This window comes from Streptomyces kanasensis, assembly GCF_043077165.1.
Taxonomy (GTDB): domain Bacteria; phylum Actinomycetota; class Actinomycetes; order Streptomycetales; family Streptomycetaceae; genus Streptomyces; species Streptomyces changanensis.
Genome location: NZ_JBIBSF010000009.1, coordinates 328,490 through 340,830 on the forward strand (window position 1 = coordinate 328,490; position 12,341 = coordinate 340,830).

Sequence of the window (12,341 nt, forward strand, 5' to 3'; positions counted from 1 at the left end):
TCGGAGGCCGCTCCGTCGGGGCCGTCGGGGCCGTCGGGGCCGCTCCGGCCGCGGCGTGGGGCGCGCCGAGGGGCGGGGGTCAGCGGCCGAGGCTGGACCGGCGCACCACGAGCTCCGGCTGGAGGACGATCCGGCGGTGCCGGTGGTCCTCCGGCGCGGCCCCGCTCTCCTCCAGCAGCAGCTCCGTCGCCAGGCGGCCCATCTCCGCGGCGGGCTGCCGGACGGAGGTGAGCGGGATCAGGGACGCCTCGGCGAACTCGATGTCGTCGTACCCGACGACCGCGAGCTCCTCGGGGACCCGGACCCCCGCCGCGTGGACCGTCTGGAGGAGGCCGAGCGCCAGGAGGTCGTTGGCGCAGAAGACGGCGGTGGGCCGGGGCGCGAGTCCGAGGAGCCGCGCGCCCGCGTCCCGGCCGGCGCCGACGTCGAGACGGTCGACGTCCAGCTCGACGAGGTCGTCCGCGGTGCCGCCCGCCTCCTCCAGGGCGCGGAGGAGGCCCGTGCGCCGGTCCCGCACCTGCTGCAGTCGGTCGGGGCCGCGGACGTACGCGACCCGCCGGTGCCCGGCGTCGAGGAGGTGCCGCCCGGCGAGGAGGCCGCCCGCCACGTCGTCCACCGCCACGGAGCACGCCTCGGCCTCGTCGACCACGCGGTCCACCAGGACGAACGGGATGCCCTGCCGGCCGAGCAGGCGCCAGGGGGTTCCGGCCGGGTCGGTGGTGGCGAGCAGGGCGCCCCTGACCCGTTGTTCCGCGAAGAGGGACACGTAGGACTCCTCGGCGGAGACGTCCTCCGCGCTGTTGCACACCATGACCCCGAGGTCCGCCCGTCGCGCCACGTCCTCGGCTCCGCGCGCCAGCGCCGCGAAGAACGGGTTGGCGGTGTCCATGACGAGCAGGCCCAGCATGCGGCTCCGGCCGGCCCGGAGCTGGCGGGCCGACTCGCTGCGCACGTACCCGAGGCTCCGGATCGCGGCGTGCACGCGTGCCCTGACCTCGTCGGACACGCGGTCCGGCCGGTTGATCACGTTCGACACCGTGCCCACGGAGACCCCGGCCTCCCGTGCCACGTCCTTGATGCCCGCCGCCATGTCCGTCCCGTCCGCTCCGGTGTCCGCGGCCGTCATCCTAAGCGGCCGCCCGCCACCGGCCTGCCTGAATCCTTTCAGCAGACGGCCGGTGCGACCTCTTGACGCTCGACGAGACCCGACCCTACGGTCAGTGAAACGATTCATACAGCCGTGGTCGCGGCGCGCCCCGAGGTGGCTCATGACTGATGTGCGGGAGGCCGTGAAGGCCGCCCTGAAGGCCCAGACCGTCGAGACGCCCTCCTGGGCCTACGGCGACTCCGGCACCCGGTTCAAGGTGTTCACCCAGCCCGGCGTCCCCCGGACGCCCCGGGAGAAGCTGGACGACGCGGCGAAGGTGCAGGAGTTCACCGGCGTCGCGCCCACGGTGGCCCTGCACATCCCGTGGGACCGGGTGGAGGACTACGCGGCCCTCGCCGCGTACGCCCGGGAGCGCGGCCTGCGCCTCGGCACCGTCAACTCCAACACGTTCCAGGACGACGACTACCGGCTCGGCAGCGTCTGCCACCCCGACGCGAAGGTCCGCCGCAAGGCTGTGGACCACCTCCTGGCCTGCGTCGACGTCATGGACGAGACGGGCTCCCGGGACCTGAAGCTGTGGTTCGCGGACGGCACCAACTACCCCGGCCAGGACGACGTCCGCGCGCGCCAGGACCGGCTCGCCGACGCGCTGCGGGAGGTGTACGACCGGCTGGGCGGGGAGCAGCGGATGCTCCTGGAGTACAAGTTCTTCGAGCCCGCCTTCTACGCCACGGACGTCCCCGACTGGGGCACCGCCTACGCCCACTGCCTGAAACTGGGCCCGCGGGCCCGGGTCGTGGTGGACACCGGGCACCACGCGCCCGGTACGAACATCGAGTTCATCGTCGCCGCGCTGCTGCGCGAGGGGAGGCTCGGCGGCTTCGACTTCAACTCGCGCTTCTACGCCGACGACGACCTGATGGCGGGCGCGGCGGATCCCTTCCAGCTGTTCCGGATCATGTACGAGGTGGTCCGGGGCGGGGGTCTGGAGCCGGCGGCCGGCGTGGCCTTCATGCTCGACCAGTGCCACAACGTGGAGGCGAAGATCCCCGCGGTCATCCGCTCCGTGATGAACGTCCAGGAGGCCACCGCGAAGGCGCTGCTGGTGGACCGCGGGGCACTCGCCGCCGCCCAGCGGGACGGCGACGTCCTGGGGGCCAACGCCGTGCTGATGGACGCCTACGCCACGGACGTGCGCCCGCTGCTCGCCGAGGCCCGCGAGGAGTGCGGCCTCGACCCCGACCCCCTCGCCGCCTACGCCCGCTCGGGCTGGGCCCGCAGGATCGCCGAGGAGCGGGTCGGCGGCACACCGGCGGGCTGGGGCGCCTGACCGCGCTCCACGCCGTCCCCCGGACCCTCCGCGCGCGGCCCCCTCCCGCACGGCGGCGTCCCGCCCCGACTCCCTCCCGTCCCGGAGCCGCCCCGCCCACGGCCCCGCGCCACCCACGGCCGCGCCCCGCCCACGGCCGCGCCCCGCCTCCACCCCGCTCGCGACGGCTCGCCTCCCTCCCTCTCTCCCCCTCCCCCGCGTTCGCCACGTCTCGAAGGACGATGCATGTCTTCCGCCCTCCCCCCGCCTCCCGCGCCGGACGCCCTCCTGGCCCGTTCGCACCGCCTGGGCGCGGATCCGCGCAACACCAACCACGCCGGCGGCAACACCTCGGCGAAGGGCACCGGCACGGACCCCGTGACCGGTACGGACGTCGACCTGCTGTGGGTGAAGGGATCGGGCGGTGACCTCGCCACGCTCACCGCGTCCGGCCTCGCGGTGCTGCGGCTCGACCGACTGCGGTCGCTGCGGGACACCTACCCGGGGGCCGAGCGGGAGGACGAGATGGTCGCCGCCTTCGACCACTGCCTCCACGGCAGGGGCGGCGCCGCCCCGTCGATCGACACCGCGATGCACGGCCTGGTCGAGGCGGCGCACGTCGACCACCTGCACCCCGATTCCGGCATCGCCCTGGCCTGCGCGGCCGACGGGGAGGAGCTGACCGCCGCGTGCTTCGGCGACCGCGTCGTGTGGGTGCCGTGGCGCCGGCCCGGCTTCCAGCTCGGCCTGGACATCGCCGCGGTCAAGGAGGCCCACCCGCAGGCCGTCGGATGCGTGCTCGGCGGGCACGGCATCACGGCCTGGGGTGACACCTCGGAGGAGTGCGAGGCGAACTCCCTGTACATCATCCGCACCGCCGAGGCCTTCCTCGCCGAGCGCGGCCGCCCCGAGCCGTTCGGCCCGGTCCTCCAGGGGTACGGGGCGCTCCCGCCGGCCGAGCGGCGGGCGCGGGCCGCCGCGCTCGCCCCGTACGTCCGGGCGCTCGCCTCCCACGACCGGCCCCAGGTCGGCCACTTCACCGACACGGACGTCGTGCTGGACTTCCTCTCCCGGGCCGGGCACCCGCGCCTGGCGGCGCTCGGCACCTCCTGCCCCGACCACTTCCTGCGGACCAAGGTGCGGCCCCTGGTCCTGGACCTCCCCGCCACGGCGCCCCTGGAGGCCGCGGTCGGCCGGCTGGCGGAACTGCACGCCGCGTACCGCGACGAGTACACGGCCTACTACACCCGGCACGCCGCCCCCGGCTCCCCCGCGATGCGCGGCGCCGACCCGGCGATCGTCCTCGTCCCCGGCGTCGGCATGTTCTCCTTCGGCCGGGACAAGCAGACGGCGCGGGTGGCGGGCGAGTTCTACGTGAACGCGATCAACGTGATGCGCGGCGCCGAGGCGGTGTCGACGTACGCGCCGATCGAGGAGGCGGAGAAGTTCCGCATCGAGTACTGGGAGTTGGAGGAGGCCAAGCTCCGGCGCATGCCGGAGCCCAAGCCCCTCGCGACGCGGGTCGCCCTGGTGACGGGCGCCGGCAGCGGCATCGGCAGGGCCGTCGCCCACCGGCTGGCCGCCGAGGGCGCGTGCGTGGTCGTCGCCGACGTCGACGCCCGCAGCGCCGCGGCCGTCGCCGAGGAGCTCGGCGGCCCCGACACCGCCGTGCCGGTCACGGTCGACGTCACCGACGAGGAGGCGGTCGGCGCGGCGTTCGAGAGCGCGGTGCTCGCCTTCGGCGGCGTGGACCTCGTCGTCAACAACGCCGGCATCTCGATCTCCAAGCCGCTCCTGGAGACGACGGCGCGGGACTGGGACGTCCAGCACGCCGTCATGGCCCGGGGCTCCTTCCTCGTCTCGCGGGAGGCCGCGCGGATCATGACCGCGCAGGGCCTGGGGGGCGACATCGTCTACGTCGTCTCCAAGAACGCCGTCGTCGCCGGCCCGGACAACATCGCCTACTCCGCCACCAAGGCCGACCAGGCGCACCAGGTCCGGCTGCTCGCCGCCGAGCTGGGCGAGCACGGCATCCGCGTCAACGGCGTCAACCCCGACGGGGTCGTGCGCGGATCCGGCATCTTCGCCGGCGGCTGGGGCGCCCGGCGCGCCGCGACGTACGGCATCGCGGAGGAGGATCTCGGCGCGTTCTACGCCCGGCGCACCCTCCTGAAGCGCGAGGTGCTGCCCGAGCACGTGGCGAACGCGGTGTTCGCCCTGACCGGCGGCGACCTGACCCACACCACCGGGCTGCACGTGCCCGTCGACGCCGGCGTCGCCGCCGCGTTCCTGCGGTGAGCGGGGCTGCGACGGCGTTCGCGGCGGTCGACCTCGGAGCGAGCAGCGGACGCGTCATGGTCGGCAGCGTCACACCCGACGACCTGGGCCTCACCGAGGTTGCGCGGTTCGTCAACCGGCCGGCCCGGCTGCCCGAGGGGCTGCGGTGGGACGTCCTCGCCCTGTACGCGGGCGTCCTGGACGGGCTGCGCGCCGCCGGTCCGGTCAAGTCCGTCGGCATCGACGGCTGGGCCGTCGACTACGGCCTGCTCGACGCCGACGGGCACCTCCTCGGCCCCCCGGCGCACTACCGGGACGCCCGTACCGAGGGCGTGGCGGCGCGGGCCCGGCGGACGGTCCCGGCGGAGCGGCTGTACGCCCGGACCGGCGTCCAGGACGCCCCGTTCAACACCCTGCACCAGCTGCTGGCCGCCCGGGACGGCGCCCAGTTCGCCGCCGCGCGGCGTCTGCTGCTGGTGCCCGACCTGATCACGTACTGGCTGACGGGCGAGGCGGGCACAGAGGTGACCAACGCGTCGACGACCCAGCTGCTCGACCCGCGCACGGGCCGCTGGGCGGCCGACGTGGCGGAGGCGTTCGACATCGACCTCGGTCTGTTCGCGCCGCTCCGGCACCCCGGCGATCCGGCCGGGACGCTCCTGCCGCACGTGCGGGAGCACCTCGGCCGGGCGGACCCCGTACCGGTCACGACCGTGGCGTCGCACGACACCGCATCCGCCGTGGTCGCCGTACCGGCCCGCGACGGCGAACGCTTCGCCTACATCTGCACGGGCACCTGGTCGCTGGTCGGGCTGGAACTCGACGCGCCGGTCCTGACGGCGGCGAGCAGGGCCGCGAACTTCACCAACGAACTCGGGCTCGACGGCACCGTCCGCTACCTGCGCAACATCACGGGCCTGTGGCTGCTCCAGGAGTGCATGCGCGCCTGGGACGAGGACGACGTCGGCGCCCTGCTGCGGGAGGCGGCCGCGGTGCCGGGCCTGCGGTCGGTGGTGGACGCGTCGGACCCCGCGTTCCTCCCGCCGGGCCGGATGCCGGAGCGGATCGCCGACGCGTGCCGGTCCACGGGCCAGCCGGTCCCCTCGACGCGCGGGGAGACGACCCGCTGCCTCCTCGACTCGCTCGCGCTGGCCCACCGCCGGGCGGTCGAGGAGGCGCAGCGGCTCGCCGACCACCCGGTCGACGTGGTGTACGTGGTCGGCGGCGCCGCCCGCAACGCCCTGCTGTGCCGGCTCACGGCCGACGCGTGCGGACTGCCCGTCGTCGCGGGCCCGGCCGAAGCGGCCGCGCTCGGCAACGTCCTCGTCCAGGCGCGCGCGCACGGCCTCGTCGGCGACCGGGTCGCGATGCGCGGGCTCGTCGCCCGCACGCAGCCGCTGCGCCGGTACGAGCCCTCGGGCGAGGGGGCCGCGTGGGACGCGGCGGCCCGACGGGTCGCCGGGCGGACCCGGCCGTGATACCTCCGGGTGGGTACGAGTCCTGACAGCGTGCCCACCCCGGAGCCCCACCGATCGAGACCGAAGGAGCCGCGATGCGTGTCGCCCTCTTCCTCACCTGTGTCAACGACGCGCTCCATCCGGGCACGGGCCGTGCCGTGGTGGGGCTCCTGTCCCGGCTGGGCGTCGACGTCGACTTCCCCGCGGCGCAGACGTGTTGCGGGCAGCCGCAGTACAACACCGGGTACCGGCGCCAGGCGGAGCCGCTCGCCCGCCGGTTCGCCGAGGTGTTCGGCGGCCACGACGCGGTGGTCACCCCGTCGGGCTCCTGCGCGGCGATGGTGCGCGAGCTGTACCCGCGCATGGGCGAGCGGGCACGGGCGGAGGGCCGCGGGGACGGGCTCGCCCTCGCCGTCGCGCCCGTCGTCCCGAAGACGTACGAACTGACGGAGTTCCTCGTGGACGTCCTGGGCGTCACGGACGTGGGCGCGTACTACCCGCACACCGTGACCTACCATCCGACGTGCCACGGGTTGCGCGGTCTCGGCCTGGCGGACCGGCCGTACCGGCTGCTGCGGGCCGTGCGGGGGCTGCGGCTCGTGGAACTGCCCGGTGCCGAGGAGTGCTGCGGCTTCGGCGGCACGTTCGCCGTGAAGAACGCCGACGTCTCCGCGGCGATGGGCGCGGACAAGGTGCGCCACGCCGCCTCCACCGGTGCGGACGCCCTGTGCGCGGCCGACAACTCCTGCCTGCTGCACCTCGGCGGCATGATCCGCCGCATGGGGGCCGGGGTCCGGCCGGTGCACATCGCCGAGATCCTCGCGAGCACCGCACAGGAGGCCCGCGCATGAGCGGTACGCACCTCGGCATGCCGTCGTTCCCGCAGGCGGCCCGGCAGGCGGTGCGCGACGGGACCCTGCGCGCGAACCTGCGGCACGCCACCCGCACCATCCGCGACAAGCGCGCCGCCGCCGTCGCCGAACTCGACGACTGGGCCGAACTCCGCGAGGCCGGCAGGCAGATCAAGGACCGCACCCTGCGCCACCTCGACCACTACCTGGTGCGGCTGGAGCGGGCCGTCACCGCGGCGGGCGGGACGGTGCACTGGGCGGCCGACGCCGCCGCGGCGAACCGCATCGTCACCGACCTGGTGAGGGCGACCGGCGAGACCGAGGTCGTCAAGGTCAAGTCGATGGTCACGCAGGAGATCGGCCTCAACGAAGCCCTCGCCGCGGCGGGCATCCGCTCCTACGAGACCGACCTCGCCGAACTCATCGTGCAGCTCGGCGAGGACCGCCCGTCCCACATCCTCGTCCCCGCCATCCACCGCAACCGCACCGAGATCCGCGACATCTTCACCCGGCACATGGCCGACTGGGGCCGTCCCGCGCCCGACGACCTCACCGACGCCCCCGCCGACCTCGCCGAAGCGGCCCGCCTCCACCTGCGCGAGAAGTTCCTCCGTGCCAAGGTCGCCGTCTCGGGCGCCAACTTCATGGTCGCCGAGACCGGCACCCTCGTCGTCGTCGAGTCCGAGGGCAACGGCCGCATGTGCCTGACCCTCCCCGAGACCCTCATCTCCGTCGTGGGCATCGAGAAGACCGTCCCCACCTGGCAGGACCTGGAGGTCTTCCTCCAGCTCCTCCCCCGCTCCTCCACCGCCGAGCGCATGAACCCCTACACCAGCACCTGGACCGGCACCACCGACGGCGACGGCCCCCGCGCCTTCCACCTCGTCCTCCTCGACAACGGCCGCACCGACGCCCTCGCCGACACCGTCGGCCGCCAGGCCCTGCGCTGCATCCGCTGCTCCGCCTGCCTCAACGTTTGCCCCGTCTACGAACGCGCCGGCGGCCACGCCTACGGCTCGACCTACCCGGGCCCCATCGGCGCGATCCTCACTCCGCAACTCCGCGGCACGACCACGCCGCTCGACGCCTCCCTCCCCTACGCCTCCACCCTCTGCGGCGCCTGCTACGACGTCTGCCCCGTCGCCATCGACATCCCCGAAGTCCTCGTGCACCTGCGTGAACGGGTCGTCGAGGGCGGCGAGGCGACACGGCGCGGCGTACGGGTCACCCTGCGGCCGGCGAAGGGCCACGCGGCGGAACGGGCCGCGATGCGCGCCGCGCGCTGGGTGTTCGACCACCCGGCGGCCCTGCGTGCCGGGCAGCGCCTGGCCGCCCGCACCCGCCGGTGGCACCCCCGGCGGCTGCCGGGCCCCGGGCGGGCGTGGACGGACAGCCGCGCGCTGCCGGACGTGCCGGCGGAGTCGTTCCGGGACTGGTGGCAGCGGACGCGGGGAGGCGCGCGATGAGCGGCGACAGGGAACGGGTCCTGGCCCGGGTGCGCCGCGCCCTGGCCGACGTGCCGCGCGGCGAGCGGCCGCAGGACGTGCCGGTGGAGCGCGCGTACGCGCGGGTGCACGGCGAGCTGAGCGACGGGGAGAGGGTCGACCTGCTGGCCCACAACCTCGCCGAGTACCGGGCGGTCGTGCACCGCGTCGCGCGGGAGGGCCTGCCGGAGCTGCTGGCGCGGCTCCTCGCGGCCCGGGGCGCGGCGTCGGTGCTGGTGCCGCCGGCGCTGCCGACCTCCTGGCTGGCGGCGGTGGACGCGACCCGGGTGCACGACCGGGAGGAGTCGACGGCGCGGGAGACGGACGCCGTGGACAGCGTGGTCACCGGGTGCGCGCTGGCCGTCGCGGAGACGGGCACGATCGTCCTCGACGGCGGGCCCGACCAGGGCAGGCGGCGCATCACGCTCGTCCCCGACCACCACGTCTGCGTGGTCCGCGTCCCCGACCAGGTCGTCTCCTCCGTGTCGCAGGCCCTCGCCCGCCTCGATCCGACGCGTCCGCTGACCTGGATCTCCGGGCCGTCGGCCACCAGCGACATCGAGCTCGACCGCGTCGAGGGCGTCCACGGCCCGCGCCGTCTCGACGTCGTCCTGGTCACGGGGGACCGGGACGGCTGACCGGTCCGGCGGCCGGACCCCACGGGCCGGTCGGCCCCGGCGGGCCCGCGGGGCCTCGCCGTGGTGGGCAGCGGGGCCGGTCCCGTCGGCTGCGGCAGCCGGGCCGGCCTCGCCGAGTCGTCCGTCGGGCCGGCCCCGCCGGCCGGTGCGTGGGCGTCGCCCCCCCGTACCGGTCGCGACCGGCCTTGCCCGCGGGCGCCGCGGTCAGTCGTGCGGCACGACCGCGACGGGGGCCGGACTGTGGTGGAGGACGGCGTGGGTGACGGCCCCGATGTGGCCGCCGACCCGCGTGCGCCGGTTCTTGCGGCCCACCACGACCAGCCGGGCGTCCCGCGCGGCCTCCGCGAGGTCCTGCGCCGGCCGGCCCCGGCGGCACGCGCGGACGACGGGCACGCCGGGGTACTTGTCCGTCCACGGCGCCAGCGCCTCGTCGAGCGCCCGGCGCGCGTCCCGGTCGACCTCCGTCAGCAGCATCGGCAGGGCCCCCGTCACGTCGGGCCCGTAGAGCGTCGGCACGGCCCAGCTGTGCAGCACCCGCACCCCGCAGCCGTACCGGTCGGCCGCGGCGAAGCCGAAGGCGAGCACCTCGTCGCCCGGACGGGACGCGTCCAGGCCGATGACGACGTCCCCGGCCGGGCCGGGCACGGGCGCCGCACCGCCCTCGCCCGCCGCCGGGCGGTCGTGCGGGCGGACCAGGACGACGGGGCGCCGGGTGCGGGCGAGCACGGCCAGCGAGACGGACCCGGCGAGGAAGCCCGAAAGGGCGCCCAGCCCCCGGGAGCCCAGCACCAGCAGCTCGGCCTCGTCGCCGGCGGCGCACAGCGCCTCGACCGGGTCGCCGGAGGTCCACTCCGTCTCGACGTCGAGACCGGCGTGGCGCCGGCGCAGCCGCCTCTCGGCCGCACCGAGCGTGCGCTCGCCCCAGCCGCGGGCCGTCGCCGGGTCGACCAGGCGGGTGCGCGGGTCGTCGTCGTCGCCCCACGCCTGGAGCAGGCGCAGCGGCACCGCCCGGCACAGTGCCTCCGCGGCGGCCCAGTCCACGGCGGCGAGGCTTTCCCGGGACCCGTCGAGGCCGACGGTGACGGTGTGGGACATGGCGGGGCTCCTCGGGAGGACGGGACGGGGACGGGACTGCACGTCCCACAGTGCTCGGTCCGGGCCGCCGGCACAGGGGGCCACAGGTCCCTGCCGGGGGACGGTGGTCCCCACCCGCACGGGGCCGGGGAGGCCCCCGCGTGGTGGCCCGACCGGCCGTCCGCCGAGGGCCGGTCGGCCCTCGGCGGACGGCCCCGCCCGGGGGGATGCTGGAGGCACCGAGAGCCCGGCCGGAGCGGCCGCGCCCGTCGAACCGTATGGAGGCACCCCCATGACCCGCGCCATCGCCGTAGGAGTGGACGGATCCGAGGAGAGCCTGGCCGCGGCCGACTGGGCGGCGCACGAGGCCGCGCTGCGCGGGGTGCCGCTGCGCGTCGTCCACGCCTGGCTCTGGCAGCCGCTGGACGTGCCCCTGGTGCAGGACAGGGAGACGCAGGCCGAGTCGGCCGAGGCAGTGCTGCGGGCGGCGCGGACGCGGGTCACCGGCCTGTACCCGGACCTCGCCGTCTCCGCCGAGGTCGTGCACGACACGGCCGTCGCCGCGCTGCTGCGGGAGGCCGCGGCGGCCGATGTGCTGGCGCTCGGTTCCCGGGGGTACGGGGCGCTCGTCGGCTTCCTCCTCGGCTCGTACGGGCAGCAGGTGATCGCCGCCGCCGAGCGGCCCGTGGTGTCCGTGCGGGCCGGGGACCGGGACGCGCAGGCGCTCCGGTCGACGGGGGGCGAGGTCGTCGTGGGCCAGCAGGGCACGGCGGAGGACAGCGCCGCGGTCCTCGGCTTCGCCTTCGAGGCCGCGGCCGCGCGCGGCGCGACCGTACGGGCGGTCCGGGCCTGGAGCCTGCCGTCGATCTACGCCTACAGCCCCGGCTCCACGCGCCTCGCGGACGAGGCCGGCGGGCTGGAGCCGTTCGAGGAGAAGGCGCTGGCGGAGGCGCTCGCCCCGTGGCGGGAGCGGTACCCGGACGTCCCGGTCACCGAGCACGTCGAGCTCGGCAGCGCCGGGCAGGTGCTCCTGTCGGCCCTGTCGGACGCGCAGTTGCTCGTCGTCGGCCGCAGGGCGCGCCGCGGCCCCGTCGGGACCCGCATCGGGTCGGTCGCCCACGCCGCGCTGCACCACGCCCCCTGCCCCGTCGCGGTCGTACCGCACGACTGACGGGCCCGGGCCCGCCGGGCGAGGGTTCGAGGCCCTGCCCGACGGGCCCGTCCGCGACCGTCGTACTCCCGGGTCGCCGTACTCCGCGGCCGCCGTACCGGTCGGGGTCGCCGTCCCGCCGAGCGCTCAGCGGTGCGGGAGGCCCCCGCGTCCCGTCGCCTGGCCGCCCTGGCCGCCTCGGCCGCCCCGGTCGTCGGGGGCGGCCAGGGCCTGGGTGGCGATGACGGCGGCCTGCACGCGGCGTTCGACGCCCAGCTTGGCGAGCAGCCGGGAGATGTTGTTCTTGACCGTCTTCTCCGCCAGGTAGAGCCGCTTGCCGATCTCACGGTTGGTCAGCCCCTCCCCCACCAGGGCGAGGATCTCCCGCTCACGATCCGTCAGGCCCGACAGCCCCTGCGGCTCCTCCTGCTGCCGGGGGGCGCCGCCCCGCAGCCGGGCCATCACCCGCGCCGTGGCGCCGGGGTCCAGCATCGACTGCCCCGAGGCGACCGTGCGCACGGCGGTGACCAGGTCGGTGCCGGTGATCTGCTTCAGCACGTACCCCGACGCACCCGCCATGATCGCGTCGAGCAACGCCTCCTCGTCGTCGAACGACGTCAACATCAGGCACGCCAGGTCGGGCATGCGGGAACGCAGCTCCCGGCAGACGCTCACCCCGTCCCCGTCCGGCAGACGCACGTCCAGGACCGCCACCTGCGGACGCAGCGCCGGCACCCGCGCGAGCGCCTGCTCGGCCGTGCCGGCCTCCCCCACCACGGTCAGGTCGGGCTCCGCGTCCAGCAGATCGTGCACACCCCGGCGCACCACCTCGTGGTCGTCCAGGAGGAAGACCCTGACCGGATCCTTCTCCCTCGGGCCGTCGCCGCTCTCCGTCATCGCACTCTCCGTGTTCGCCGTGTCCTCCGCCGCGGGCGGATCCCCCCGCATCCTCCCCCGCACGCCGGAGCCGGGACCAGGGCCGTACGTCCCGGT

General features: G+C 76.0%; 10 protein-coding genes. 7 read left to right on the plus strand and 3 right to left on the minus strand.

The features are described from left to right. Window positions 1–79: 79 nt before the first annotated feature. Window positions 80–1,126, minus strand: coding sequence for a LacI family DNA-binding transcriptional regulator (locus tag ACF053_RS23160; protein WP_391955678.1), 1,047 nt, complete (start codon window positions 1,124–1,126; stop codon window positions 80–82). Between the two features lie 142 nt (window positions 1,127–1,268). On the opposite strand from ACF053_RS23160, the gene rhaI reads away from it, so the two are divergent. From rhaI to ACF053_RS23190, 6 genes are all read left to right on the plus strand, one after another. Next, a complete protein-coding gene (rhaI, locus tag ACF053_RS23165; RefSeq protein ID WP_391955679.1) occupies window positions 1,269–2,438 on the plus strand; it encodes an L-rhamnose isomerase in 1,170 nt (389 codons plus the stop codon). 225 nt (window positions 2,439–2,663) lie between these two features. Continuing rightward, complete coding sequence (locus ACF053_RS23170) at window positions 2,664–4,715, plus strand: bifunctional aldolase/short-chain dehydrogenase (RefSeq protein ID WP_391955680.1); 2,052 nt, start codon at window positions 2,664–2,666, stop codon at window positions 4,713–4,715. Window positions 4,716–4,771: 56 nt separating this feature from the next. Then, the gene (locus ACF053_RS23175) at window positions 4,772–6,172 is read left to right on the plus strand and encodes a rhamnulokinase (protein ID WP_391955753.1); all 1,401 of its coding nucleotides are present in this window, start codon (window positions 4,772–4,774) and stop codon (window positions 6,170–6,172) included. A gap of 74 nt (window positions 6,173–6,246) precedes the next feature. After that, window positions 6,247–7,002 carry a (Fe-S)-binding protein gene (locus ACF053_RS23180; protein ID WP_391955681.1) on the plus strand — a complete coding sequence of 252 codons (756 nt, stop codon included), beginning with the start codon at window positions 6,247–6,249 and terminating at the stop codon, window positions 7,000–7,002. Then, window positions 6,999–8,468 (plus strand): lactate utilization protein B, encoded by a 1,470-nt coding sequence (locus tag ACF053_RS23185; protein WP_391955682.1) that lies wholly within the window; start codon window positions 6,999–7,001, stop codon window positions 8,466–8,468. Before ACF053_RS23180 ends, ACF053_RS23185 begins: the two co-directional genes overlap by 4 nt. Continuing rightward, window positions 8,465–9,124: a LutC/YkgG family protein gene (locus ACF053_RS23190; RefSeq protein ID WP_391955683.1), complete on the plus strand. Its 660-nt coding sequence runs from the start codon at window positions 8,465–8,467 to the stop codon at window positions 9,122–9,124. The genes ACF053_RS23185 and ACF053_RS23190 overlap by 4 nt, the downstream gene beginning before the upstream one ends. A 204-nt stretch (window positions 9,125–9,328) precedes the next feature. Here the strand turns inward: ACF053_RS23190 and ACF053_RS23195 are convergent, their stop codons facing one another. After that, window positions 9,329–10,219, minus strand: coding sequence for a universal stress protein (locus ACF053_RS23195; RefSeq protein WP_391955684.1), 891 nt, complete (start codon window positions 10,217–10,219; stop codon window positions 9,329–9,331). A gap of 271 nt (window positions 10,220–10,490) precedes the next feature. Between ACF053_RS23195 and ACF053_RS23200 the strand changes: the two genes are divergently transcribed. Next, the gene (locus ACF053_RS23200; RefSeq protein ID WP_391955685.1) at window positions 10,491–11,369 is read left to right on the plus strand and encodes a universal stress protein; all 879 of its coding nucleotides are present in this window, start codon (window positions 10,491–10,493) and stop codon (window positions 11,367–11,369) included. Between the two features lie 126 nt (window positions 11,370–11,495). Here the strand turns inward: ACF053_RS23200 and ACF053_RS23205 are convergent, their stop codons facing one another. Then, window positions 11,496–12,245 carry a response regulator gene (locus ACF053_RS23205; RefSeq protein WP_391955686.1) on the minus strand — a complete coding sequence of 250 codons (750 nt, stop codon included), beginning with the start codon at window positions 12,243–12,245 and terminating at the stop codon, window positions 11,496–11,498. Window positions 12,246–12,341: the final 96 nt, after the last annotated feature.